The 26,026-nt window shown below is 64.7% G+C and carries 23 protein-coding genes; 16 read left to right on the top strand and 7 right to left on the bottom strand.

Annotated features, from left to right (window positions below; genetic code table 11):
* Window positions 1-135 precede the first annotated feature (135 nt).
* The 3 genes from V1479_RS04050 to V1479_RS04040 form a co-directional block, all read right to left on the bottom strand.
* Window positions 136-1,278: an HlyD family secretion protein gene (locus V1479_RS04050; protein ID WP_368801765.1), complete on the bottom strand. Its 1,143-nt coding sequence runs from the start codon at window positions 1,276-1,278 to the stop codon at window positions 136-138.
* Window positions 1,275-1,757 (bottom strand): MarR family winged helix-turn-helix transcriptional regulator, encoded by a 483-nt coding sequence (locus V1479_RS04045; RefSeq protein ID WP_438620483.1) that lies wholly within the window; start codon window positions 1,755-1,757, stop codon window positions 1,275-1,277. The genes V1479_RS04050 and V1479_RS04045 overlap by 4 nt, the downstream gene beginning before the upstream one ends.
* 560 nt (window positions 1,758-2,317) lie before the next feature.
* Window positions 2,318-5,785 (bottom strand): class I SAM-dependent DNA methyltransferase, encoded by a 3,468-nt coding sequence (locus tag V1479_RS04040; RefSeq protein WP_368801763.1) that lies wholly within the window; start codon window positions 5,783-5,785, stop codon window positions 2,318-2,320.
* Between the two features lie 222 nt (window positions 5,786-6,007).
* On the opposite strand from V1479_RS04040, the gene lepA reads away from it, so the two are divergent.
* Window positions 6,008-7,819, top strand: coding sequence for a translation elongation factor 4 (gene lepA / locus V1479_RS04035; protein WP_368801762.1), 1,812 nt, complete (start codon window positions 6,008-6,010; stop codon window positions 7,817-7,819).
* 109 nt (window positions 7,820-7,928) lie between these two features.
* Here lepA and V1479_RS04030 read toward each other — a convergent pair whose 3' ends face one another.
* Window positions 7,929-8,408 (bottom strand): toll/interleukin-1 receptor domain-containing protein, encoded by a 480-nt coding sequence (locus V1479_RS04030; protein WP_438620482.1) that lies wholly within the window; start codon window positions 8,406-8,408, stop codon window positions 7,929-7,931.
* 1,012 nt (window positions 8,409-9,420) lie between these two features.
* Window positions 9,421-9,630, bottom strand: coding sequence for a YegP family protein (locus V1479_RS04025; RefSeq protein WP_368801760.1), 210 nt, complete (start codon window positions 9,628-9,630; stop codon window positions 9,421-9,423).
* Between the two features lie 914 nt (window positions 9,631-10,544).
* Between V1479_RS04025 and V1479_RS04020 the strand changes: the two genes are divergently transcribed.
* From V1479_RS04020 to V1479_RS03995, 6 genes are all read left to right on the top strand, one after another.
* On the top strand, window positions 10,545-10,781 hold the full coding sequence (locus tag V1479_RS04020; RefSeq protein ID WP_368801759.1) for a type II toxin-antitoxin system Phd/YefM family antitoxin: 237 nt from the start codon (window positions 10,545-10,547) through the stop codon (window positions 10,779-10,781).
* A complete protein-coding gene (locus V1479_RS04015) occupies window positions 10,782-11,159 on the top strand; it encodes a type II toxin-antitoxin system death-on-curing family toxin (protein ID WP_368801758.1) in 378 nt (125 codons plus the stop codon).
* Window positions 11,160-11,474: 315 nt separating this feature from the next.
* Entirely contained in the window at window positions 11,475-12,311 is an 837-nt protein-coding gene (locus tag V1479_RS04010) for a hypothetical protein (protein WP_368801757.1), read from the top strand.
* Between the two features lie 353 nt (window positions 12,312-12,664).
* Window positions 12,665-13,108 carry a D-aminoacyl-tRNA deacylase gene (dtd, locus tag V1479_RS04005; RefSeq protein WP_368801756.1) on the top strand — a complete coding sequence of 148 codons (444 nt, stop codon included), beginning with the start codon at window positions 12,665-12,667 and terminating at the stop codon, window positions 13,106-13,108.
* The gene (locus V1479_RS04000) at window positions 13,105-13,269 is read left to right on the top strand and encodes a hypothetical protein (protein WP_368801755.1); all 165 of its coding nucleotides are present in this window, start codon (window positions 13,105-13,107) and stop codon (window positions 13,267-13,269) included. Before dtd ends, V1479_RS04000 begins: the two co-directional genes overlap by 4 nt.
* A gap of 106 nt (window positions 13,270-13,375) precedes the next feature.
* Entirely contained in the window at window positions 13,376-15,415 is a 2,040-nt protein-coding gene (locus tag V1479_RS03995) for a hydantoinase/oxoprolinase N-terminal domain-containing protein (protein ID WP_368801753.1), read from the top strand.
* Between the two features lie 12 nt (window positions 15,416-15,427).
* Here V1479_RS03995 and V1479_RS03990 read toward each other — a convergent pair whose 3' ends face one another.
* Both V1479_RS03990 and V1479_RS03985 read right to left on the bottom strand, forming a co-directional pair.
* A complete protein-coding gene (locus tag V1479_RS03990; RefSeq protein WP_368801752.1) occupies window positions 15,428-15,865 on the bottom strand; it encodes a DUF1761 domain-containing protein in 438 nt (145 codons plus the stop codon).
* 85 nt (window positions 15,866-15,950) lie between these two features.
* Window positions 15,951-17,429 carry an alanine/glycine:cation symporter family protein gene (locus V1479_RS03985; protein WP_173187960.1) on the bottom strand — a complete coding sequence of 493 codons (1,479 nt, stop codon included), beginning with the start codon at window positions 17,427-17,429 and terminating at the stop codon, window positions 15,951-15,953.
* A 242-nt stretch (window positions 17,430-17,671) separates the two neighbouring features.
* Here V1479_RS03985 and V1479_RS03980 point away from each other — a divergent pair, with 242 nt between their 5' ends.
* The 9 genes from V1479_RS03980 (at window position 17,672) to V1479_RS03940 (ending at window position 26,014) form a co-directional block, all read left to right on the top strand.
* Window positions 17,672-19,840, top strand: a complete 2,169-nt coding sequence (locus V1479_RS03980) for a malate synthase G (protein WP_368801751.1) — start codon at window positions 17,672-17,674, stop codon at window positions 19,838-19,840.
* Window positions 19,841-19,859: 19 nt separating this feature from the next.
* On the top strand, window positions 19,860-20,501 hold the full coding sequence (tsaB, locus tag V1479_RS03975; protein ID WP_173187962.1) for a tRNA (adenosine(37)-N6)-threonylcarbamoyltransferase complex dimerization subunit type 1 TsaB: 642 nt from the start codon (window positions 19,860-19,862) through the stop codon (window positions 20,499-20,501).
* Entirely contained in the window at window positions 20,498-20,989 is a 492-nt protein-coding gene (locus tag V1479_RS03970; RefSeq protein ID WP_368801750.1) for a GNAT family N-acetyltransferase, read from the top strand. The genes tsaB and V1479_RS03970 overlap by 4 nt, the downstream gene beginning before the upstream one ends.
* 33 nt (window positions 20,990-21,022) lie before the next feature.
* Window positions 21,023-21,814 (top strand): lyso-ornithine lipid O-acyltransferase, encoded by a 792-nt coding sequence (olsA, locus tag V1479_RS03965; RefSeq protein WP_368801749.1) that lies wholly within the window; start codon window positions 21,023-21,025, stop codon window positions 21,812-21,814.
* Between the two features lie 211 nt (window positions 21,815-22,025).
* Window positions 22,026-22,202, top strand: a complete 177-nt coding sequence (locus V1479_RS03960; protein WP_173187965.1) for a Flp family type IVb pilin — start codon at window positions 22,026-22,028, stop codon at window positions 22,200-22,202.
* Between the two features lie 153 nt (window positions 22,203-22,355).
* Window positions 22,356-22,877 carry an A24 family peptidase gene (locus tag V1479_RS03955; protein WP_173187967.1) on the top strand — a complete coding sequence of 174 codons (522 nt, stop codon included), beginning with the start codon at window positions 22,356-22,358 and terminating at the stop codon, window positions 22,875-22,877.
* Window positions 22,878-23,009: 132 nt separating this feature from the next.
* Window positions 23,010-23,822 (top strand): Flp pilus assembly protein CpaB, encoded by an 813-nt coding sequence (cpaB, locus tag V1479_RS03950; RefSeq protein ID WP_173187968.1) that lies wholly within the window; start codon window positions 23,010-23,012, stop codon window positions 23,820-23,822.
* Window positions 23,819-25,321, top strand: a complete 1,503-nt coding sequence (locus tag V1479_RS03945; protein ID WP_438620481.1) for a type II and III secretion system protein family protein — start codon at window positions 23,819-23,821, stop codon at window positions 25,319-25,321. Before cpaB ends, V1479_RS03945 begins: the two co-directional genes overlap by 4 nt.
* 12 nt (window positions 25,322-25,333) lie before the next feature.
* Window positions 25,334-26,014: a CpaD family pilus assembly protein gene (locus tag V1479_RS03940; RefSeq protein ID WP_173187970.1), complete on the top strand. Its 681-nt coding sequence runs from the start codon at window positions 25,334-25,336 to the stop codon at window positions 26,012-26,014.
* The last annotated feature ends 12 nt before the right edge of the window (window positions 26,015-26,026 follow it).

Raw genomic sequence — 26,026 nt, 5'->3', positions numbered from 1 at the left:
GTGGGGGAGATGTCCGGCAGGACAGAGGGGGGCGACATAGAGTGCGGCCTTCGCTTATCCGTTCCTCCGCGCCAGATGCTGATGCCCGCGGCACGGTAACGGGCTTCGGGTGGGCCGAAGAGGGCCGCACGGTGCCTATTGTGCCGCTTCGGCTGTGGTCCCGAACAACCCCGCAAAAGCCGGCAGGCCGCGCGCATGGCCGGTGTCGACCGACACCACCGCGCTCATGCCGGTGCGCAGCAGCGCCTGTGCGTCCGCGTCTTCCACCTTCAGCCTCACCGGGATGCGCTGAGTGACCTTCACCCAGTTGCCGGTGGCGTTCTGGGCCGGCAGCACGGAGAATTCCGCGCCCGTGCCCGCGCCGATGCTTTCGATGGTCGCGGTCAGCGGCCGGTCCGGAAACGTGTCCAGCGTCACCTCCGCCGTCTGGCCGACGCGCATGTTGGTGAGCTGCGTTTCCTTGAAGTTCGCCTCCACCCAGCTATCGCCGGTTTCCACCAGCGAGAACAGCGGCGAGCCCGCCGACACATATTGCCCCTCCTTGAAAGAGGATGCCTGCGCGACGACGCCGTCGACCGGCGCGCGCACCGTGGTCTGCGCGAGCTGATAGGCCGCCTTGTCACGCGCAGCCAGCGCCGCCTGCACGGTTGGATGCTCGTCCGTTTCGATGCCGGCATTTCCGCCCAGCGCGGCCAGCGCGCCGGAAACGGCCTCGCGCGCTCCCTGGAGCTGGTCCCGTGCCTGCGCAAGCGCGCGGCCTGCCTGGTCGAGCGACGACTTCGTGCTTACGCCGCGCTTTTCCAGCGCCTGCTGACGGTCGAATTCGGACTGGAGGTAGGTCACGTTGTTTTCGGCGTTGTGCTGCTGCGCGACCGCCTGGCTGTGGGCGGCGCGCAATTGCCCGACATTCAGCCGGGCGCCTTCGAGCGCGGCGTCGGCCTGCGCCAGCGCGATACGGTACGGCTCGGGATCGACGACGAACAGCACGTCGCCGGCCTTCACCTGCGCGCTGTCGGCCACGTCCACCTCGACGATCCTGCCTGCCGTGTCCGCCGCCACCGTGATGCGGGCCTGCCGCAGATTGGCGTTGTCCGTTTCCTGGTAGCGTCCGCCCGTCGCCCACACATAGGCGCCGCCGGCCACCAGCAGCAGCGGCACCGCCAGCATCAGCGCATAGCGCCCGCCGCGACGCTTCTTCTTCGCGGGCCGGGCGGCCTCCTGCGGCTCCGGCGGCTGCGCGCCGGCTTCTTCCTCTTCGATCTTGGTCATCGCATTCATGCTACGTCTTCCTTCGCGACGGTCGTCTTGCAGCCCTCCGCGGCGCAGTCGTCGTCGGAGAGGTTTGAAATCAGGGTTCTGAGGCCGCCGACGAGCGCCGCGCGATCGTCGGGCGACATCCCGGCCAGTGCCTCCTCGTAGATCTCGTTTGCCACGCTCTTCACCTCGGCGAAGGCGCGGCGGCTCTTTTCGGTGGCGAACACCGTGCGCACGCGCCGGTCCGTCGGGTCCGGCCGGCGCTCGATCCAGCCGGCCTCCTCCATGCGATCGAGCAGCCGCGAAACGCTGATCGGCTCGATCTCCAGAAACGTCGCAAGCCGCGCCTGCGGCACGCCCTCGGCCTTCACGAGGCGCACGAGCAGACGCCATTGCGCCGCCGACAGCCCGTAACCGGCCGCCCGCACCTCGAACCGCCGCCGCATCACGCGCGCTGCGTCGTGGATGAGAAAACCCAGCCCTTCGAGGTTCGTCTTATTCATAAGGCTCATATATAATAAGCACGCTTATAAACAAGTGCCCAAAGGCGGCAATCATGTCGCACCCGATGGGCATGATATCGGACGCAGGAGAAGCACGCTGGCTTGAACGCCGGTGCCTCGAACAAGTCGCGGAAGATCGAATTCGACCGTCCCGCGCCGGCGTTTTCCTCTTCCCGTTCGATGCCAGGGCCGCCTGCGCAAATCGCGAGTGCACGGCTTTCCTTACCCCTCCCCACAAGGGGGACGGGGATTCTGGACCGTCGGCGCCCGGACATCAGTCATTCCGGGAATGGAGGGGCCTCCAAGGCCTCCCTCTCGCTTATACCTAGAGGTCTCCGAGCCGCAGGGTCTTGGCACGAATCCTCTCGAGAGCGGGACGCATCAATTCCCCCTCCCCCTTGTGGGGGTCCGAAGGACGGGCGAGACAAGCGGCTCGGCCCCAAGGGGTGGGGGTGGCGCCCTACCCGGTGAGATCCTGCCATCCCCGCGGGAATCCGGAGGCCGGGGCGATACACGCGACCCGTATTAACAGCCGGGTTCTGTGTGCCTCAACTCTCCCCTCACGCCGCCCGCAGTGCCGCAAACCTGCCGTCAGGCAGGGCGGAGATGTGCCCGTAGCGGGCGAGAGTGAGAAGTACCTGTGCCACGCGGGGCTCGATCTTGCGGCCGCCATTGCGGAAGCCGCGCGCGATGGAAGTGGCATCCATCACCCGTCCGCTTGCCGCCAGCATCGCCTGCACCGCCAGCGGCTGTTCTTGACGATCCTTCGGGAATGCTGGCTTGCCCCGATCGATGGAAATGACGGTATCCGCCAGATCGAGTTCACCCGTTCTTGCCTTGACGCCTTTGGTGAAGCGCGGTGCCTGATAGTCCGGTCGCAGCCAGCGGACGTGGCCTTCCGCCTCCTCCCGCGTTCGGTCCGCGTTGAGTGCCACCAGCCGTTCGAGGACTTGCTGCTCGGTCACGTCGCGCGGCCAACCATAGGCGTCCATCGTCAGGCCGTCGATCGTCTCGTGCAGTTCCTTGAGGATCAGCACCAGCCCGCGCTGCTTCACGTCCTCGTCCTTGTCGGTGAGCACAATTCCGCCTTTCAGCTTTTCGAGCACGTTGTAGAGCCCGGTCAGCGTCAGGTCGGGATGATCGGCCAGCACCCGCTTGCGCAGCGCGTCGAGCTCTTCGCCAGCCTCGCGAAGCTGCTGGCGCAGCACATCGGACAGATCAGGGAAGGGAAAAGGATCGAAACAACGGGATTTCACATACACGGCCTCCCGGTCGTACACGCCGAGCATCGCTGAATTTGCCAGGAACCACACGTGATGTGCAGAAGATTGGAGCACGGAAAGATGCTCGGCAGCCCCCAGGGCGATGCAGATCAGCTTGTTGTCCGGCAGTATCGAAGCGTCCAAAAACTGGAAAACGCGATGCTTAGCGGTCTCCACCGTGGCGATATAGCGGTTCAGCCCTTCGATCGCCGGTCGCAGGTCGCCGCGCGGTTCTCCGAATATCCACCACTTCTCACGGTAGGATTTCCGGTTGTTCCATTCGCGTCCGAGCTTGCGGCCAGTCTTGTCCGTGCGAGGCTGTCCGCCCGGCCCGAGGTCGTACCGTACTTTCTCGGTCAAGTGCTGATACACTTCCGGAAAGACTTGCCTCACCTGCTCGGCCGATAGCCCGAACAGATCAATGACGAGCTTGTCGCGGGACCGATCGGTCAGATCACGCCCGTTCCGATAAAGTCGGACATGGGATTCGAGGCCTTCGCGACGACCGAGCCCTAAATGGGTTGCCTCCGTTCGCGATATTATGAAGCCTGAGCCCATCAGTTGGACGCCTCGCGAGCAAAGCCCCTCGGAGGCGATGAGCGTCGTGGCGCGCGTCAGATCCAGCCCGACCGTCAGGTCCGAATTGATCCGCCCTTCGCTGCTGTCGAAATCGAGTTCGGGCTCGTCCGTATCAAGCCCATCTTCTCGAACGACCTCCCACAACACGCCTTCCTTGGTCCCCGCCTCCGCCACGGTCATCGCGATCCGCACTGCGGCGCTGTCCTTCGTTGCCTTCGTCCAGGGATGATCGGAAATGGCGAAGACAAGGCTTATCGGATGCTTCGCGCCGAGATGCCGCTCCATCACGCGGCGCTGGAACACCTGGCTGATCGAATTGGTCGTCACCATTCCGAAGCGCCGCAGCTTCGCGCCTTTGCACGTTAGCAGTTCAGCCGCGCGGTCCCACCAGTACATGACGAAATCCGCACTTTCGTTCATGTGCTTGTGGACCCGCCACAGCGTCTCGACATAACCTCCGCCGAGCCGCGACCGCAAATCCTTGCCGCCCATGAAAGGCGGGTTGCCGACGATGAACTCCGTCTCCGGCCAGTCGGGCCGGCGTGCGTTCGGGTAGGTCTCGACGCGCTTGCCATCCTGTTCAACGATCGTCGGCACCGGATACCCATCCCAGGTCAGCACCGCGTCATAACCTTCGCGGTGGCCGAAATTGATGTTCCGGAACGCTTTCAGGATCGGTTCGGACGGGTGCCCGTCTCGCGTGCGGTAGTGCTGCTGCAGATAGCCGATCCACACGACCAGCTCGGCGATGGCAGCCGCGCGGGGGTTCAGCTCCAGCCCAAGGAACTGGTGCGGGTCGACCGCCTCGCGCTCGAGGCCTAGCGACTCGGACACGCCGAGCCGCGCCAGCGTTTCCAGCACCTCGCCTTCGAGCTTCTTCATCAGTTCGAGCGCCACATAGAGGAAGTTGCCCGTGCCGCATGCCGGATCGAGCACACGCGTGGTGCAAAGCTGGTGGTGATAGCCGCGCACGATGGCGACTGCCTTGTCCTCGTCGCCGCTCTCCTTGGCATCCTCCGCCTTGGTCAGCGCCTTCTGCCAGTCGGCGCGCAACGGCTCCATCACCGTCACCTCCACCAGGCGCTGCACATAGGCGCGGGGCGTATAATGCGCGCCAAGCTTGCGGCGCTCGCCCGGTTCCAGCGCCTGTTCCAGCAGCGTGCCGAAGATCGCCGGGTCGACATCGATCCAGCGGTGGCGCGCAGCCGCCACCAGTTCGCCGATTTCCTCGCGGCGCAGCGGCAAGGCACGGGCGTCGCGGTAGAGGTTGCCGTTGAAGTGCCGCAACTCGACGCAGAGATAGGAAAAGAAGCGGTCGCCGCGCTCCGCGCTATCCATCTTCCTCCACAGCTCCTCGAGCAGAGGCACCAGCGCGGACGGGCGCTCCCGGCATTCTTCGAGCAGTCGCGTGAAGCCGCCTCTCGGCAGGAGGTCGACGTCCTCGGCGAACATGCAGAAGATGCAGCGCATGAGGAACAGCGCCGCCTCCTCGGGATCGTAGTCCTTCTCCAGCGAACGGCTCACCTGCGCCAGCCGGCCGGCGATCTCGCGCGTCACCCGTGCCGATTCCCGCGCCGGGTCCAGGCTTGCCGGATCTGTCCAGATGCGCGCCAGCATGTCGCGGACCTCCTCCCTGCGCAGATCCTCCATGTAGATGCGGAAACCCTTGCGGTCGGGAAACTGGCCGTAGGCGCGGCCGGTGCCGGTGAAATCGGCGAAGATCTCGAAGGCGTGGCCGACATCGCAGGTGATGATGAAGGGCGGCGCGGGATGGTCGGCGTCGAGCAGGAATACGTAGTGCTCCGCCTGCCGGCGCGCATGCTGCATCATCACGTCCCAACCGCGCACGATCGAGCGGCGGCCCAGCGTTTCGGGCTCGTCGGGCAGCATGTTCAACTGCCCCGGCAGCGCGTTCCGACCGCCCGGCAGCCGCGACTGCTTGGCTTCCAGGATGAAGCAACCCTTCTTGTAGAGGTCGATGCGCCTCGACGAGGCTATCTCGTCGCTCGCCCGCCGCTTCACCGCGCGCTCGAACACGTAGTCGTTCTGCGCGCGCTCGGCACCCGCAGGCTCCGGCCGCGGCACGCCGATCGCGTCGCAGAATTCGCTCAGGAACATCTGGTAGTTGGCCCGCTCCGCGCCGCCTTCACGCGACGTCCAGCGGGCGATGAACGCCTCGATATCCATCCGCCCCCTCCCAAGGCCGGCGCGCACGCTGTCGCTGCCGGCAGGCAAGGCCCGCCGGCGCCGTCGCGACGCCGGTTGCATAGACTGGATGGAATTATCTTAGGTTGTGTATTTGCGATATGCAACCATTGCATGCAGCGCGGTGAATCCGGGCCCGCCCCGCCGCGCCCGTCGCCGCCGAAATCCCTTCCCGTTCCGGCGTTCGCCTGCTAAAGGCGCGCCATGACCAAGACGCCGCTCTCCCACATCCGCAATTTCTCCATCGTCGCGCATATCGACCATGGCAAGTCCACGCTCGCCGACCGGCTCATCCAGGCGACCGGCTCGCTCGAAGACCGCGAGATGAAGGACCAGGTGCTCGATGCCATGGACATCGAGCGCGAGCGCGGCATCACCATCAAGGCCAACACCGTCCGCCTCGAATACGACGCGCAGAATGGCGAGCATTACGTGCTCAACCTCATCGACACGCCCGGCCATGTCGATTTCGCCTACGAGGTCTCGCGCTCCTTGCGCGCCTGCGAGGGCTCGCTGCTGGTCGTCGACGCCTCACAGGGCGTGGAGGCCCAGACGCTCGCCAACGTCTACCAGGCCATCGACGCCGACCATGAGATCGTCGTCGTCCTCAACAAGATCGACCTGCCCGCCGCCGAGCCCGACCGTATCAAGGAGCAGGTGGAGGAGGTGATCGGCCTCGACGCCTCCGAAGCGCTCATGATCTCGGCCAAGACCGGCATCGGTATCGCCGAGGTGCTGGAGGCGATCGTCCACAAGCTGCCCGCGCCGAAGGGCGGCGACCGCGATGCGCCGCTCAAGGCGATGCTGGTCGATAGCTGGTACGACGCCTATCTCGGCGTCATCGTGCTGGTGCGCGTCATCGACGGCACGCTCAAGAAGGGCCAGCAGGTGCGCATGATGGGCACCGGCGCGAAATACGGCATCGACCGCGTCGGCGTCATCACGCCCAAGATGGTCATGGTCGACGAACTCGGCCCCGGCGAGATCGGCTTCATCACCGCCTCCATCAAGGAGGTGGCGGACACCCGCGTCGGCGACACCATCACCGAGGACAAGCGCCCCACGGCCGCCCCGCTGCCAGGCTTCAAGCCGGCGCAGCCGGTTGTCTTCTGCGGCCTGTTCCCGGTCGACGCCGCCGATTTCGAGGATCTGCGCGCCGCCATGGGCAAGCTGCGCCTCAACGACGCCTCGTTCTCGTTCGAAATGGAAACCTCGGCCGCGCTCGGCTTCGGCTTCCGCTGCGGCTTCCTCGGCCTCTTACACCTCGAGATCATCCAGGAGCGGCTGGAGCGCGAGTTCGACCTCGACCTGATCGCCACTGCGCCGTCGGTCGTCTACCGCCTCAACATGACCGACGGAAAGCAGATCGAGCTGCACAACCCGGCCGACATGCCCGACGTGGTCAAGATCGACACGATCGAGGAGCCGTGGATCCGCGCCACCATCATGACGCCCGACGACTATCTCGGCGCGATCCTCAAGCTCTGCCAGGAGCGCCGCGGCGTGCAGGTCGACCTCAGCTATGTCGGCAAGCGCGCCATGGCCACCTACGACCTGCCGCTCAACGAGGTGGTGTTCGATTTCTACGACCGGCTGAAGTCGATCTCCAAGGGCTACGCCTCGTTCGACTACCAGCTCACCGACTATCGTGAGGGCGACCTCGTCAAGATGTCGATCCTCGTCAATGACGAGCCGGTCGACGCGCTCTCCATGCTGGTCCACCGCTCGGCTGCCGAAAAGCGCGGCCGCGCCATGTGCGAAAAGCTCAAGGACCTGATCCCCAAGCACATGTTCAAGATCCCGATCCAGGCGGCCATCGGCGGCAAGGTCATTGCCCGCGAGACCATCTCCGCACTGCGCAAGGACGTGACCGCCAAGTGCTACGGCGGCGACGTCACCCGCAAGCGCAAGCTCCTCGAAAAGCAGAAAGAGGGCAAAAAGCGCATGCGCCAGTTCGGCAAGGTGGAAATCCCGCAGGCGGCGTTTATTGAAGCGCTGAAGATGGGGGATGGGTGAGGCGGGCTTTTGGTCGGACGCGTCAATCCAGTGGGCCGCGCCAGTGCTCAGCCTGATCCTTCCCTGTGAAGCGCATTAGGTGGCGCGACCAGCCACACCGTCAATGAAACTATGGGGCGACCAGCTCGGCGAGCTTGGCCGCGACGTCTGCCATAGGATCATCCGCAGTGCTCAGGCCGCTTCGCGAGCCGAGCAGGGGGCTTACTTCGCGGAGAGCTTCATACGTCGTATTGTGCACGATGGGAACGAGCAGATCACGCGCTAGAAGGGCGGAAAGCTCTTTGTCGGCGATGCCTTCTCTTTGGACACGCTGCAGGAGCGCAGGTGTTACCAACACGATCCCGACTCGCGACTTTGCCAGTCCCTTGTCGATTTCGCGGAGCAACGACGTACCGAGAGCGACGTCCTTCTCGCTGAACCAGACCGAGACACCTCGCGACTCTAGTAGATCGTGCAAATCCTTGGCAGCCCCTTTGCGGTCGTCCCACGCGTGGCAGAGAAAGACGTCCCGAAGGTCGGGCAAGGGTGCTCGCTTTTCGACGCTTTCGCGAACCGGCGTGAGCGCCCGCACCTCAGCAGGCGTATACACCACGGACGAACCGGCTCGCGACCAGCGCGGCCTTGCGCTGCTGACCGATCCGCCGACGCTGCTCCGGCCACCTCCACTGCTCCACGATGAGGAGTAAGACGGGTACGAGCTCGACCCGTAGCTGCTGTAGCCGTACGACCGTGAGCGACCACCGCATGCCGGGCAGTCTGCTCGACCGCTCGCTGTGCGATGGCCCCGTGATGGTGCAGTGCATCTAGCCAAATCGAATCCTCCGACGTGAACGTAGAGCGAGCACAAGGCGCTCCAGTGCTGAAATAACTACTCCGCCGATGGAGCCGGCGGTCGATCGATTTGACCAGGGAGAGGCTCCCGAATTTCCCGTTCAACTTCTTGGAATATCCCGTCGATGCCCCTCGCTATCAGAAGGCCCAACGGCGCAACCTCTAAGGCATTGCCCAGCCTGATAAGGCGCATCGTTCGCAAGCATAAGACCGCTAAATCTTCCGGCGGATTTTCCGAACTACGATAGGAAGCAACAAACAACGAAAGCACGGCCTGTACCAAGCGTGGCTCCAAACGGGGCATAGCGGTGTTCCACACATGTATGGCAACGGATTGGCCATCAACCAGAAGGCCGACGTTTGGCGTAAATGTTACTCTGAATGTTTCACCTAGGCTCTGAACCGTGGCAGGCTCGAACCGCAGAACGGGACCCGGATTCATAGTTCTCCAAGCGACCAACTGCCTCAAACCGGTTTGCGCAGATCGTCTTTCGGGTTCCTGCGCAATTGCAGCGGTGGCGGCTAGGACATTTTCCAACGACTCTCCCTCGACCAACAAACGATGGGCAAGGCGGCGGAGACTGCTGTGGAAATCATACCCGCCCTCTCTTGGAGTAAATCTCCGGCGCAGTTCCGACCGCTGCGGCCGCGGGTTCATGTGAACAATTCTCAAGAAGGCTGAAGTTCCAAACGATGGCATTGACGTATCCTTCCAACGCAGTTCCAAAAAGTCTGAGAGGTCCGCCAAAATCGACGGACCTCTCAATCTTTTACGCCGCGTTCTCCAAGCTTGAGGGATACCACACGGGGCTATTGGCCGACGCTTTCATGATTTCGATGCCGCGCTCGGCATCGACACGACGCTTGTAGCCTTCGCTGCTCACCGCGATTGTCTCGCCGTTTGCAGCCTCATACGTCCAACGCCATTCACCACGATTGTCCTTGTACAACCAGTACGAAGGGTACGTACGCTGCGCCATTGGAGTAACTCCTTGTTGCTGGCGTAAGCGAACGTCAGGCTTGACCATAGCGGCTTATTCTGATTCAAAGATCAGTGTACCAAAAGCTATATCCCGCGCCTGACGTCCAATCTCGTGCGGGCTAGAACTTGGGAACCGCCGCGGCTCGCCAGCTTTGCGGCGGTTCTTGTTCTGGACATATACTTGCATGATCTAAGTGCCGCCTAGAGTCAAGGCGCGCTTAAAAAACCGTTAACACGAGGTAACGGTTTCAAAAATTCCTCATAAAAATCAAATTCTTAGCTTTCCCTCCCGGCGTGCCTGACCGAGCGTTTGCGGTCAGGAGCCAAAATAAAGATACCGCAATTCTATCTGGATAGCAAATAATTGTGAGGAAACTGATTCTTGCTGCATTGCAATATACGTAAGTATTACTGCCATTATTCATGTTCATACATATGCACATCTCGTTATGCGATGATGCCGTCAAAATCCCTGTTGCGCCAGGCGCAGCGAGTGCGTCGGCGGCTCGCCGAGCCTTTTCGCAGATAATCGGCATGTCCTTGTTGCGGTAGGCGAAGCCGCGCGGCGCACCTCATGCCGCCGAACGCAGCCCGCCGCCTACCGCGCAGCGATGGCGAGTATCAGCCAGGAAACGGCAGCAGCGCCGGACGGGCGGAGGAAGCGCACCCTCCCTCTCCGCTTGAGGGAGAAGGCGGCCGAGCCGAGCGAAGCGAGGAGAGGAGAGGAGAGGAGAGGAGAGGCCGGATGAGGGGTGTTGGACGGAGCGCAACGCTGCCAAACTCAAGCCCTCATTCCTTCCAGCACCTCTCATCCGTTTCGGCACTTACGCGCCGATCCACTTCTCACTCAAGGGGAGAAGGGAGATCGCGCCCGCCCTTGCCCAAATTAGCCAATTCAGCTAACATTCTCCTATGAAATCCTTCTCCGCCTCCGACGCCAAGAATCGTTTTGGCCAGTTGATCGACATGGCACAGGCCGAGCCCGTGCGCGTGCAGCGGCAGGGGCGCGATGTCGCCATCGTCATGTCGCCGGACGAATTCCGCCGCATGGCCGAGGCTGCGCGCGGCAAGGTCAATCCCGCCGTCGAGCGCCTTCATGCGGAAAGCGCGAAGCGCTGGGCCACCGTCTACGAGGCGCTGGCGAAGTAGGTGGAATACCTCACCCTAGACGACGCGCTCTACATTCACGCCGAGCAGTTGCGCCTGTTCGGCGGCGCGCAGGGCGTCCGCGACCACGGCCTGATCGAATCCGCGTTGCTGCGCCCGCAGACTGGTTATTATGCCGATCTGATTGAGCAGGCGGCAGCGCTGTGGGAAAGCCTCGCAATGAACCACGGCTTCATCGACGGCAACAAGCGCGTCGCGTTTGCCTGCATGGACATATTCCTCGGGCTGAACGGTGCGCGGCTGGAAGCCGAGCCGGCAGCCGTCATCGCCTTCATCTACCGGCACCTGGAGGCCGGCACCTTTCGCAAGCCGGTTCTGGAGGAATGGCTGCGGCAGCATGTGACGGTCGCGACTGGGTAGCGGTCCCTGAGGGCCGAGAAGACAAACACCCCCTCCACCACTTCGTGGTCCCCCTCCCCCGCTTCGCAGGGGAGGAACCGCGTTGCGGCCGTCCGCGGCCTGGATCCTCCTCCGTTTACGGGGGAGGGGGACCACGAAGTGGTGGAGGGGGTGCTGATCTCCAAAGAACGCGCGAAACACCGACTTGCCCAGCAGTTCGCGGCATCGGAGAGCATTCGGCAGAATGCCCGAGCATTCCGTCCCCGCACCACCAAACCTATCCACCCCCTCGTCACCCGCCCGACAATCGCCCCGACCGAACCGGAGAAGGCGGCGATGGACTGGAGTGCGGCGATCGAGACGAACCGGGAGGCGCTGCGGCGCATTCTGGCGACGCTCGTGGCCATGGCCGGGCTTCGCGGCCCGTTTGCCCCGGAGGCGCAAGGTTGTCCTGCCGATGCCACAACCAAAGCCGAAGAAGGCCGGGACGCTGCCGCAGGCAGCGGGGACCCGGCGGGGAAGCGCACCGAAGAACGCCCGACGCTCCCCCGCCATCTCCACCGCGCCGTACTGCGGCTCCTGCGCCCCGCCGAGGCGGCCGCGCGGCGGCTCATCATCGTGGTGGCGCGCGACCTGCTTCCTCCCGAGCTGCAAGCGCAAGGCCCGAGCTTCGAAGGACGCCCGCAGGCGGCAACGCCCGCATCGCCGAAGGCGCGCAAGGCCGCAAGGCGCGCGACCCTGCCGCTGTTCGATCCGCTGCCGCGCTGGCGCGGGCCAACGCGGCCAGTTGCCGCCGGTGTGCCGCGCATCTCGTTTCCCGGCGACGGCGCGTCGGCGCCGCTTCCCCCACGCCAGCCGCCGATGCCGGACGATGCCATCGACGCCACCCGCCTTGCCCTGCGCCTGCGGGCCGTGGCCTCGGCACTCGACGATTTGCCTGCCCACGCAGGCCGCTTCGCCCGCTGGCGGGCGCGGCGCGATGCGGCCCTAAAGGATCAGGCGCAGCGCGCACCATCTGCCCGGCGTGGCATCACGCGCCGCGTCTGGCCGCTACGCCCCGGCCACCCACCCGGATGGCGCAGGGAAGGGCGGCATGCCCACCCGGTCCATGACGTGCTCAACATCGTGCACGACCTCGCCTTCTGGGCGATGGAGCGCACCGACACTTCATGACGGAAGCGGGCAACCATTTCCGGAAATGGCTGAGCAACGGACCGCCCCCTTGCGGACGCACGCGCCCGTGCGCCGGATATTCCGCTCGAACGGCAGGGCAATCGGATACGCAGCTACCCCCACCCCTTACCCCTCCCCACGAGGGGGAGGGGGTACGGCAATGTGGCCGCCTGATGCAAACGTTTTCGGAGTTGGCTGCACATCAAGGTCCCCCTCCCACTTGTGGGGAGGGGTAAGGGGTGGGGGTACGAGGCTGTGCGCCGGTCGTTTCCAGATGCGACCGCTCTGCCTGTTTACGGGCGGGCGGCACCGTGCCAAGCATTGCGCCGACTCTCTCGATTGTAGGATTTCCCATGCGCGCGCTCGTCCAACGTGTTTCCTCGGCCTCCGTCACCGTCGACGGCGCGGTCGCCGGCGAGATCGGGCCGGGTTTCCTCGTGCTGGTCTGCGCCATGCAGGGCGACACCGAAAAGGAGGCCGACTGGCTGGCGCGCAAGGTGGTCAACCTGCGGATCTTCCGTGATGACGAGGGCCGCATGAACCGCTCGCTGATCGACACCGGCGGGGCGGCGCTGGTCGTCAGCCAGTTCACGCTGGCCGCCGAGACCAAGGGCAACCGGCCCGGTTTCTCCACCGCCGCAGCACCCGCCGAGGGCGAACGCCTCTACGGCTATTTCTCGGCCGCCGTCGCCGGTCACGGCGTCACCGTCGCCAACGGCATCTTCGGCGCCGACATGAAGGTCGCGCTCGTCAATGACGGGCCGGTGACGATCTGGCTCGACAGCGCGGCAAAATGAGAACTTCCGCCATGCGCCTGCTGCTCGCCCTTGCAGCACTCGCCGTGCTTGCCGCCTGCACCAGCAGGCAGCCTTCCGCGCCTTCGCCGACGCCGGCGCCGCAGGCCCGGCCGGACATCGTGCCGCTGACCCTCGAACAGGAATGGGAGATCGCCCAATAGGCATTACGGTGGCCGGCGGGCCGGTTTGCTGGCCCAGCGTCTGCCCGCTTCCGCCCCACGCGGCAATCGGCTAAAGCGGAAGTCCCGCCACGCGAAGCCCTGCCGCATGTCCGCCGCCCCAGCCATCCCCCAAGACGACCAAGCGCTGTTTCTCGGCATCGACACCGGCGGCACCTACACCGACGCCGTTCTCTGGTCGCCGGCGCCGGACCCGAGCGGCACCGTGCTCGCCAAGGCGAAGGCGCTGACGACGCGGCACGACCTCGCCGTCGGCATTGCGGGCGCGGCCGACGCGGTGCTGGCGCGGGCCGGCGTTTCGCCTTCGGCGGTGCGGCTCGTCTCGATGTCGACCACGCTTGCCACCAACGCGCTGGTCGAGGGACAGGGCGGCCGGGTGGCGCTGGTGATGGTCGGTTTTGCCGAGGCCGATCTCGACCGCGCCGGCCTGCGCTCGGCGCTGGGCTCCGACCCGGTGCTGTTCGTGCCCGGCGGTCATGACGTCCACGGCAACGCGGCCCCGCTTATACTCGACGAACTGGAGGCTGCACTGGCCGGCCTTGCGCCTTCGGTCTCCGCGTTTGCCGTCTGCGCCTATTTCGCGGTGCGCAACCCGGCACACGAAATCGCGGTAGCAGACCTCATCCGGGAGCGGACGGGCCTTCCGGTCACCGCCAGCCACGAGCTTTCGGCGAAGCTCGGCGGGCCGCGCCGGGCGCTGACGACGCTGCTCAACGCGCGGCTGATCGCGATGATCGACCGGCTGGTGGCGGCGACCGAGGGTTTTCTCGCCGCGCGCGGCATCGCCGCACCGCTGATGGTGGTGCGCGGCGACGGAGCGCTGGTCTCGGCGGGTTTCGCCAGGCTGCGGCCGATCGAGACGATCCTGTCCGGCCCCGCCGCCAGCATCGTCGGCGCCCGCCACATGAGCGGGCTCGACAACGCCGTCGTCTCCGACATCGGCGGCACCACGACCGACGTCGCCGTGCTCGACGGCGGCCGCCCGCGCCTCGACCCGGAGGGCGCCACCGTCGGCGGCTACCGCACCATGGTCGAGGCGGTCGCCATGCGCACCTTCGGCCTCGGCGGCGATTCGGAGGTGGGGCTGGAGGATGGCGGCCTGCGCCCGCGCCTCGTGCTCGGCCCCCGCCGTCTGGTGCCGCTGGCGCTGGCCGCGCATGCCCATGGCGCAGCGGTCATCGATGTGCTCGAGCGGCAACTGCGCGCGACCAACCCCGGCAGGCTCGACGGCCGTCTTGCGCTGCGCACCGGCGTGCCGGACAGGCTGGCCGCCGGGCTCTCGGGCGCGGAGGAGAAGCTTCACGCCACGATCTCGACGACGCCGCAGCCGCTCGACCGGCTACTGACCTCGAACGCGCAGATCGCCACGCTCAACCGCTTAGTGGCTCGGGGGCTCGTGCACATATGCGGCTTCACGCCTTCGGACGCCGCCCATGTGCTCGGCGGGCAGGACAATTGGGACGCCAACGCCGCACGGATGGGCGCGGCGCTCTTCGCGCGTCGGCGCGACGGCCGCGGCGCACCGCTCGAAGCGGATGCGGAAGCGATCTCGGCGCGGGTGCTGCGGGCACTGACCAGGCGCTCGGCCGAAGCGATCCTGGAGACCGCCTTTGCCGAGGACGGGCTCGAAGGCCCCGAGACGGTCGCGCACGCGCTGGTGCAGCGCGCAGTCGACGGCAGCAACGGCATCGCCCGGCTGTCGGTTTCGCTCGACCGCCCGGTGATCGGCCTCGGCGCATCGGCTCCGTTGCATTATGCCGGGCTGGACGTGCTCGTCGGCAACGATTGCATTGTGCCGGAGGACACCGACGTCGCCAACGCGCTGGGCGCGGTGGTCGGCCAGGTGCGCGTCAGCGTCGAGGCTCAGGTCAGCCAGCCGCGCGAAGGCCTGTTCCGGGTGTCGTCGCTGCAAGGCATCCGCGACTTCGGCGACGAGGATGCGGCGCTTGCCGAGGCGGAGCGCGCGGCGCGGGACGTGCTCGCCACGCGCGCCGCTGAAGCTGGCGCCGAAAGTTTCGAGATCACGGTCGAGTGCGACGTGCGTTCCGCCACCGTCGAAGGTCAGCGCAACTTCATCGAGGCTGCGCTGACCGCGACGGCGACGGGGCGCCCGCGCATCGGGCGGTAGGACACGGCCGCCTCAAGTGGAGCGTTCATGCATCCGCCCCGAGCGCTTCGGCCACGCGGCGACGATGACGGCCATCAGCAGCATCTTGATCAGCCAGTCGCCGGCGTGCACCACACCAAGCACCGGCGACATGCCGTCCCAGATCACCGCGCCTGCAAGCTGCACGACATAAAAGCCGAACCAGAGGAAGAGGCCGAGCGCGACCGCCCCCTTGCGATCGTTAATGCCGCAGCTAGCGATCAGCACCGCCAGCACCCATGCCGAGATGATCTCGCGCAGCGGTGCGACGAACAGCTTCCAGATCGGCATGGAGGTCGCGGCTTCGCCGTTGGCGGCCGCCCAGATGTCGCCGAAAAGCAGCGGGCTGTACCAGATGAGCGAGAATGCGAAGCCGGCAAGCCCGGCAACAATGACAGCGACGACGTTCGGTCTGAATGAGAGGTTTGACATGATGAGGCTCCCTGCATGGTTGCGACCGGCGGGAATGCCGATCGCAACCATGTCGCGCGAGGAGCCTCGTTTTCGACAGAGACGGTCAGGCCGGCGCGGACGAAGGTCGCGTTTCGCCTTCCACCGGTGCGGCTGCCCCACTCGTGGCATGGGTCCAGGCGCTGTAGTCCAAGTCGAGGTCGGGGAAGTTGCGCGGATCGAGCACCGGCCGCGCCACACCCGCCCTCAACTGCGCACGGAAGTCGTTGAGGATGCGCAGGGCGACCGGGAACAGCATCATGATCGCCATCAGGTTGACGACCGCCAGCACGCCCATCACCGGATCGGAGAAGAAGAACACCGCGGTGGCACCGGGCGCCGTCGCTCCGAGAAAGACAACGGCGATGATCGCGACCCTCAGTACATGCAGCGCCGCCGGCTGCCGGGTCATCACGCTCAGCGCGGTCTCGCCGAGATAGTAATTGTAGATGATCGAGCTGAAGGCGAAGAGCAGCACGGCGAAGGTGAGGAAGTATTGCGACCACTCGCCGACATGGCTCACCAGCGACTGCTGGGTCAGCGCGACGCCGTCGATGCCTTCCGCACCCGGCACGTAAACCGGGCTCAGCAGGATGATGAAGGCCGTGCACGAGCAGATGATGATCGTGTCGATGAATACGGAGAACGACTGGGTGATCCCCTGGCTGAGCGGGTGCCGGACATCGGCCGTGGCCGCGACGTTCGGGGCGGAACCGAGACCCGCCTCGTTGGAAAAGAGGCCACGCCGCAGTCCCTGCGCAAGTGCCGCGCCGACACCGCCGCTGACCGCTTCCTCGATGCCGAATGCGTTGGCGACGATTGTCCACAGCACGCCCGGAAGTTCGGTGATGTTGAGGATGATGACCAGCAGCGCCATGCCGATATAGCCGAAGGCCATGATCGGGATGATCACATCGGCTGCCTTGGCGATGCGTCGGATGCCGCCATAGACGATGAAGCCGGCGATCACCGCCAGGAACAGGCCGGTCCACAGGCGATCGATGCCCAGGCTGTCCTCTGCAGCACCTGCGAAGGTGTTGCCCTGGAACGCGTTGAAGCCGAAGGCGAAGGCTGCCATCAGGCAGACGGCGTAAAGCACCGCCAGCCAGCGATATTGAGCGCCGAGACCGTAGATGATGTATCCGGCCGGGCCGCCGCGAAACGTGCCGTCGCCGTTGGAACGCTTATAGAGCTGCGCCAGCGACGATTCCACGAGGCTTGTCGCCATGCCGACCAGCGCGATAGCCCACATCCAGAACACGGCGCCTGGCCCGCCGAGTGTGATCGCAACCGCGACGCCAGCGATATTGCCGCCGCCGACGCGACCGCCGACGGAAACGAGAAGCGCCTCGCGCGCGCTGATTGCGTTGGGGTCGCCGCTCTGGTTCTTAGAAGACAGGACACGGAACATCCTGCCGAAGAATTCGAGCTGGACGAAGCCGCTCATGACGGTGATGAATACGCCGAAGATCACGAGGATCGGTATGAGTGACCATCCCCAGGTCAAATCCTCGATCAGTCCGAAAAAGCTTCTGATGAGTTCCATCGGCTGTCTCCCTTCCAGGCATTGCGCCTTGCCGAATGTTGTCGACTGCACCCGTCAGGAACTGGAAACGACTCAACAGACTTCGTGGGCCGACGAATAACTATCCTCCCAAGCGCGCGTCCTTGACAACCTCAGGCTTAGTTCGCCCCTCACCACATCGGCGAATTGACCCCGCGCCCCCGGCGTGGTGAAAGCAGACGGCAACTTTGCCAGCCACGCTTGAAAGACCGGAGACCCCCTGAATGACCGATCAGATCGAGATCCGCGGCCTGAAGGTCGCGCCCGCGCTATACGCCTTCATCAACAAAGAGGCGCTGCCGGGAACGGGCGTGAGCGAGGACGCGTTCTGGTCGGGCTTTTCTGCGATCGCCAACGATCTCGCGCCAAAGAACCGCGCGTTGCTCGCCAAGCGCGACGAGATGCAGCGCCAGATCGACGACTGGCACCGTGCCAATGGCGCACCGAGCGACATGGCGGCTTATGAAGCTTTCCTGCGCGAGATCGGCTACCTGCTGCCGGAAGGCGGAGACTTCAAGGTAACGACGCAGAACGTTGACCCGGAAATTGCGGTGGTCGCCGGGCCCCAGCTCGTGGTGCCAATCATGAACGCGCGCTTCGCGCTCAACGCGGCCAACGCCCGCTGGGGCTCTCTCTACGATGCGCTTTACGGCACGGACGCGATTCCGGAGACCGACGGCGCGGAGAAAGGCAAGGGCTATAACCCCAAGCGTGGCGAGAAGGTCATTGCGTGGGCGAAGGCGTTTCTGGACAGCGCGGCACCGCTCGACGGCGCGAAATGGACCGACGTGACGGATATCGAGGCGGGCGAAACGCTTGTCCTGAAGACGGCAAACGGCGCGGTCTCGCTTAAAGACCCTGAAAAATACGCCGGCCACGCCGAACACGACGGCTGGCGCCATGTGCTTATCAAGAACAACGGGCTCGGCATCGAGATCATCGTCAACCGCGACTGGGAGATCGGCAAGACCGATCCGGCGGGCATTGCCGGAGTGAACCTGGAAGCCGCGCTGACCACGATCATGGACTGCGAGGATTCGGTCGCGGCCGTCGATGCGGAAGACAAGACGCTGGTCTATCGCAACTGGCTGGGCCTGATGAAGGGCGACCTGACCGAGGAAGTCACCAAGGGCGGCGAGACCTTCACCCGGAAGCTCTACAGCGACTTTACCTACACCGCGCCCGACAGCTCGGATTTCGTCGTCAAATGCCGCTCGCTGATGCTGATCCGCAATGTCGGGCACCTGATGACCAACCCGGCGATCCTGCTGGACGACGGGAGCGAGATCCCGGAAGGCATCATGGATGCTGCGATCACGGCGCTGATCGCGCTGCACGACATCGGGCCTGACGGCAGGCGTGCAAACTCGCGCGAAGGCTCGATGTATGTCGTGAAGCCAAAGATGCATGGCCCTGAGGAAGTGGCTTTCGCGGTCGAGCTTTTCGGCCGTGTCGAGGCGATGCTCGGCATGCAGCCCAACACGATGAAGATGGGCATCATGGACGAGGAGCGGCGCACGACCGTGAACCTCAAGGAGTGCATCCGGGCTGCAAAGGAACGCGTGGTCTTCATCAATACCGGCTTCCTCGACCGCACCGGCGACGAGATCCACACCTCGATGGAAGCCGGGCCGATGATCCGCAAAGGCGACATGAAACAGTCTGCCTGGATTTCCGCATACGAGCAGTGGAACGTGGATATCGGTCTGGAATGCGGCCTTTCGGGCCGGGCGCAGATCGGCAAGGGCATGTGGGCGATGCCCGACCTGATGGCCGCGATGCTGGAACAGAAGATCGGCCATCCGAAAGCCGGCGCCAACACCGCCTGGGTGCCCTCGCCTACGGCTGCGACGCTCCACGCCACGCATTACCACAAGGTCGACGTGCACGCGGTGCAGGAGGGTTTGAAGTCGCGCGAACGGGCGAAGCTTTCCGACATCCTATCGGTGCCGGTCGCCACGCGGCCAAACTGGAGCGCCGAGGACATCCAGCACGAACTCGACAACAACGCGCAGGGCATCCTCGGCTATGTCGTGCGGTGGATCGACCAGGGCGTCGGCTGTTCCAAGGTGCCCGACATCAACGATGTCGGGCTGATGGAGGATCGCGCTACGCTTCGCATCTCCTCGCAGCATATCGCCAACTGGCTGCACCACGGCGTCTGCTCGCGCGACCAGGTGATGGAGACGATGAAGCGCATGGCGACCGTGGTCGACCGCCAGAATGCCGGCGATCCACTCTATCGGCCCATGGCGCCCGACTTCGACAATTCCATCGCCTTCCTCGCCGCGCTTGATCTCGTCTTCAAGGGGCGCGAGCAACCGAGCGGCTACACCGAACCCGTCCTGCATGCCCGCCGCCTGGAATTGAAGGCGCGGGATCGCGCCGGATAGGAAGACCGCGGGAACAGCCTTGCGCCTCCTCGCCATCGATACATCGGCCAACCTTTGCGCCGCCTGCGTTTATGAAGCGGGCGGCGAGCGCGGGCGCGCGGTGCTCGACCTCGGCAAGGGACATGCCGAGCATCTGATGAGCGTGATCGATACCGCGCTCAAGGAGGCCGGGACGGCCTATGGCGACCTCGACGCGATCGCTGTTTCAGTGGGACCTGGCTCATTCACAGGCGTGCGGGTCGGCGTTGCGGCCGCGCGCGGGCTGGCGCTGGCGCTTAAGGTACCGGCCGTCGGCATCACGACGCTCGAGGCCATTGCCGAGGAATGCCGTGACGCCGACCCCGACAGGCCGATCATCGCCCGCATCGACGCCGGCCGGGGACAGGCCTATGTCGCCGCCTTCGCGGCAGATGGCACGCCAACCCTCGATCCGGCCGCAGTCGGTGTAGACGAAGCGGAAGCGCTGATACGGGAGACGGGCGCAGACACGTTGCTGGCCGAAGGCAAGACTGCGGACATCGGGACCTATGCGCGCATCGCCATCAAGCGGCTGGAGCAGGATCCGCACACGGCATCGCTGCCGCCGAGGCCGCTCTACCTGCGCGATGCCGACGCGAAACCACAGGGCGCCTTCGCGTTGCCGCGAAAGGATGCGCCGTGAAGCTGCCGTTCTTCGCGCCGCCGCTGGAATTCGCGATCGAAAGGCTTTCTACCGACGACGCGGATCACCTTCCGAACATCCATGCAGAACACTTTCTGCGCCCCTGGTCCGAGGACGAGTTCAGCTCGCTGCTCGACCAGACGCCGGTTTTCGGCTTTGCGGCGTGGCCGGTGGGCCAGCGCAGGGCGCGGCCGGTCGGTTTCGTGCTGGCAAGGCTGGCGGCGGGCGAGGCCGAGATCCTGACGATTGCCGTGGCGCGCAGCCACAGGCGGCTCGGACTCGGTCGCGACCTGATGGAGGCGGTGCTGCGCACGCTTCATGCCGATCGGGCCGAAGCGCTGTTCCTTGAAGTCGACGAGATGAACATGCCGGCTCTGACGCTCTACAGGCGGCTGGGTTTTCGGGAGGTCGGCCGCAGGCCCGGCTATTACGAGCAGCCCGACGGGCCGCGCAGCGCGGCGCTTGTCATGCGGCGCGATCTTCGCTAGCCGGTTAGGCGACGCACGGGGGCCGCAAGAAGAATGATCGGGACGATCCGTCTGGTGCTGGCGCTTCTGGCAGCGGCCATCGCCACACCCTGCCTGGCTCTCTGGCAGTTCGTCGCCCTGCGGACGGGGTGGCTCGACGAGCGACCGGCCCCGCGCATCTGGCACAGGCTGGTCACCAAGCTGCTGGGCATGCGCATTCGCGTTTACGGAGAAATCGCCGCCGGGCGGCCGCTGCTCATCGCGTCCAACCACGTCTCATGGACCGACATCATGGTGCTCGGTTCGCTGGCGGACGTGCATTTCATCGCCAAATCCGAACTTGCCGGCTGGCCGATCATGGGCACGCTGGCGCGTCTGCAACGCACTGTCTTCGTCGAACGCGAAAAGCGCCGACGCTCGGGCGAGCAGGCCGGGGAGATCGGCGCCCGGCTAAGCAATGGCGACCCGATCGTGCTGTTCGCGGAAGGCAGCACGTCCGACGGCAATCTCATGCTGCCGTTCAAGTCGACGCTTTTCGGCGCGGCGCGGAAAGCGCTGGAAGCCAATGGCGGAAGGACGGTTACGATCCAGCCGGTGGCGATTGCCTATACGCGCCTGCAAGGCATGCCGATGGGCCGCCTGCACCGCGCCCACGCGGCCTGGATCGGAGAACGGGCGCTGGTGCCGCACCTGCGCGAGCTTCTGTCTGAGGGCGCGATCGACCTCGAGGTGCATTTCGGCGAGCCGGTGGTGGCGACGCCCGACGCCGATCGCAAGCAGATCGCCAGAGAGGTGGAACGCCAGGTGCGGACGATGCTTTCAGCTGCCCTGCGCAACCCGGCATGATGCCCCCCGACAGCCGCAAGACAGGCCCTTAAAAAGCAACGCCGAACCTTATTTGACGATTAACCAAGTGCACGGCTTGGGTTTCGAAAGATTTCGGTAAGGGTGTTTCTTAAGCCGTTTGAAAGAGCTCTCTCGTAGTGTGCAGCCATCCGATCGACACAGCAGAAACGTTGACGGAAGTGCTGTAAACACATCGAGTAAGGAGCTCACCATGTCGAAGATCGTTGCACGTTTTGTTAAGGACGAATCCGGCGCGACCGCCATCGAATACGGCCTGATCGCGGCCCTCATCGCACTCGCCATCGTTGCCGGCGCCACCACGCTCGGCAATGCGCTGGACAACCAGTTCAGCTTCCTGGCCGACGAGCTGAAGAACGCTCAGAACTAATTTTGATACCACAGGGTGCTTCGCCACCCCGTCGAATGGCCGCCCACCCGGGCGGCCATTTTCGTTTCGGATTGAAGCGCGCGACTTCACCAAAGCTTAAGCGCGCGGATGCTAGACTATTGCAAGTGAAAATGCCGGCTGGATGGTGCAGCGATGCTTGAAGCGCTGATTTTCGTGGTCTTTCCCTTCTGCATGGTCTTTGCGGCCGTTTCCGACATGCTCTCTATGACAATCGCCAACCGCGTGTCGCTGATCCTGATCGCGACCTTCGCAGTGGTCGCGCCGATGACTGGAATGGACTGGGCCACTTACGGCTGGCACTTCGCGGCGGCAGGCCTCGTGCTTTCTGTGACGTTTTCCCTGTTTGCCCTTGGCGCCATGGGCGGCGGCGATGCCAAGCTGCTGGCAGCGACGGCTCTGTGGATGGGTTTTTCCGGCGAGCTGGTTGCCTATCTCGTCAACGCATCGATCATCGGCGGGCTGCTGACGCTGCTGCTGATCCTCTACCGCGGCTCCAGTCTCGCCGTTCTGACCGGCAACAACGTCTTCCTGCGCCACTTCGCCAATGACAAGTTGGGCATCCCCTACGGCGTCGCGCTCGGCATCAGCGGCCTCATCATGTATCCCTCGACGGCGCCGGTGCAGTGGGCACTGGCACGCCTGACGGCGCTGTAAGCAACGGTACCGTACAGTTCGTGTAAACTTTAAATTAATCACGATTGTAAGGCAGCCATTAACCCTAATTTGACGATTGGAACCGCAAAGTCCGGCTCGGCTATGGGATTTGCCGAGTAAGAGGTTCGGACAATGGCTCCAACGCGTGTGATCATTCTTGGCGTCGCCGTCGTAACGGCGCTCGGCGCAGGCTATGTCGCCAAGAACATGTCGGCACCGCCCGCGCAGATCGTCAGCAGTGCGCCAAGCGAACCGGCAATCCGGCTGACCGAGGTGCTGGTGCTCGACGGCGATGTGGCCATGGGCGCGACGCTCGGCGACAGCCTGAGCTGGCAGTCCTGGCCTTCGGCAGGCATCAACGAGAATTTCATAACACGCGACGCGGACCCGGAAGCCCTCGAGGAGTTCAAGGGCGCTATCGCACGCGTACCGATCTACGAAGGTGAGCCGCTTCGGCGCTCGAAGCTCATCGGCCAAGGCCAGAGCTTCATGTCGTCCATCCTGCCGACAGGCAAACGCGCCGTGGCGACGCAGATCGCAGCCGATACCTCGGCGGGCGGCTTCATCCTACCAAACGATTATGTCGATGTGATCATGACCCGCCGTAATTCGGCGCAGGAAGGCGGCGGTGACGCCTACGTGACGGAGACAATCCTCAAGAATATCCGGGTTCTCGCCATCGACCAGGCGATCCAGGAAGACGAGGAAGGCCGGCGCGTGCGCGTCGGCGACACGGCCACCCTGGAACTGACGCCGCAGCAGGCGGAGATCATCACGGTCGCCCAGCAGATGGCCGATCGGCTGGCGCTGTCGTTGAGGGCGATCGTCGACACCCAGGAAGTGGTTCAAGACCAAGCAGATTATCTGGTCTCCGGCGAAGGCAGGCGCGGAACCGTGCGCCTCATCAAGTCCGGAGAGATGAGCGAAGTGGGGGCTCGCAAATGAAAGCCTTGAAGGAACTGGGAACGGCAAGGACTTTGCTGCGCGCAGCCGCGGTGTCGCTGATCGCGCTGTCGGCAACCACCGGGGTCGGGCTGGGCCTGCTCGCTACGGCGACAGATACCCATGCGCAGGGCATGGTTACCGTGGGCAATGCCGGGACCAGCCAGCGCATCTCGCTTGGCCTCAACAAGTCGATCGTCATCGACCTGCCGCGCGACGCTTATGACATATTGGTTGCAAACCCCGGTGTTGCCGATGCCGTAACCCGCACCGCGCGACGCATTTACCTGTTCGGAAAGCAGGTTGGCGAAACCAACATCTTCGTCTTCGGGCCCAATGGCGAGCAGATCGCGAGCCTCGACCTCCGTGTCGAGCGCGACGTCGCCGGCCTAGACAGTCATCTCAAGCGTTTCCTGCCGAACTCCGACATCAAGGCGGAACTGGTCAACGACAATGTCGTGCTGACGGGTACGGTCGAGACCCCCCTTGATGCAAAGCGCGCGGTTGACCTTGCAACGCTGTTCGTGAGCGGCGGCGAGGCTACGACGGGGCAGTATTCGCAGACTGCGGCAGGCGGCAGCGCTGCTGCCGGTGTGGCCATCGACAATCCGGACAGCGGACGTCGACGCAGCGCCATCGTCAACATGCTGCGCGTGATCGGCGAAGACCAGGTGACGCTCAAGGTGACGGTTGCAGAGGTGAGCCGCTCGGTCATGAAGCAGCTCGGCGTCAACATGGTGGCGCAGACCGACGGCTTCCGTTTCGACATGCTCGATCCCTCCCAACTGGTGCGGGCGGGAACGGGACTTGGCGGCGCGGACCTGCTGCAGGGCTATATCAACGCCATGGAGCAGTCCGGCGTCATGCGGACGCTGGCGGAACCGACACTTACCGCCGTCTCCGGCGAGAAGGCGACGTTCCGGGCAGGTGGCGAATACAATGTCATCACCAATGTCGAGAACGAGGATGGTCGTTTCGTCCGCACGCTGACCCAGATCGAGTACGGCATCGGGCTCGAATTCCAGCCGGTCGTGCTGTCGCCCGGACGCATCAGCCTGCGGGTGCGCACATCGGTTTCCGAACCGACGCCCGAAGGTGCGGTCGAGGTCGGGGGCGAAAACATCCTTTCGCTGCGCAAGCGCCTTGCCGACACCACGGTCGAACTGCCCTCCGGCGGGTCGATGATGATCGCCGGGCTGGTCCAGGACAATGTGCGCCAAACCTATAACCGCATACCCGGCCTGTCGCAGGTTCCCGTTCTGGGCACGCTCTTCCGCAGCCGCGACTTCAATCGCAGCGAGACGGAGCTGGTCATCCTGGTCACCCCTTACATCTCCAAGCCGGTGGCGCGGACCGCGCTGGCAAAGCCAGACGACAATTTCACCCCTGCAAGCGACGGCGCGGGCATCTTCCTCGGGCGCGTCAACCGCGTCTACGGGTCGATGCAGACCGACAGGCCGGCCGGACGCTATCACGGCGTCGTCGGCTTCATCTACAAGTGATCGGAGTGGATCATGTCTGACGTGCTCTTGAACAATGCGCCGCGCCTGACCCTGGTGGCAGCCGTCGCCGCGCTCCTGATGGCGGGCTGCGCCAACCGGGACAGCATCCAGGTCGGCTCCATTCCGGACGACTATCGCACTTCGCATCCGATCGTCATCGGCGAAAAGGACAAGAAGATCGATATTCCCGTCGGCCTGATGGACCGGGGCCTTTCCCGCATGCAGCGCGCGGCCGTGGACGGTTTCATCGCCGACTACGACCGCTCCGCAGCGCCGGTGGTAACTGTTCTGACGCCTTACGGATCACCCAACCAGAATGCGGCATCGCTGGTTTCCGCCGACATGGTCAAGCGGCTGCGCGCGGCTGGCGTCCCGGAAGGCTACATACTGCACCAGCCTTATGAGGCCGCCAGCTACGGCGACAACGCGCCGATCCGGCTGATCTATTCTGAGATGACCGCCTCGACCGGGCAGTGCGGCCGGTGGCCGGCCGACCTGCTCGAAGATTCGGAAAACAAGCATTGGGCCAATTTCGGCTGCTCCTACCAGAACAACCTGGCAGCGCAGGTGGCTAATCCGGCCGATTTCCTCGGACCGCGCAAGCAGTCCGAAGTGGACAGCACACGCAGGGGCGCATCGATCGACGAATACCGGCGTCGCACAAGCGGCTGGGACCAGGAAGTCGAATACTGATGAACACCGGGG

Source organism: Neoaquamicrobium sediminum (assembly GCF_040970315.1).
Classification (GTDB): domain Bacteria; phylum Pseudomonadota; class Alphaproteobacteria; order Rhizobiales; family Rhizobiaceae; genus Aerobium; species Aerobium sediminum.
This window is presented reverse-complemented; position numbering and strand designations above follow the sequence as displayed.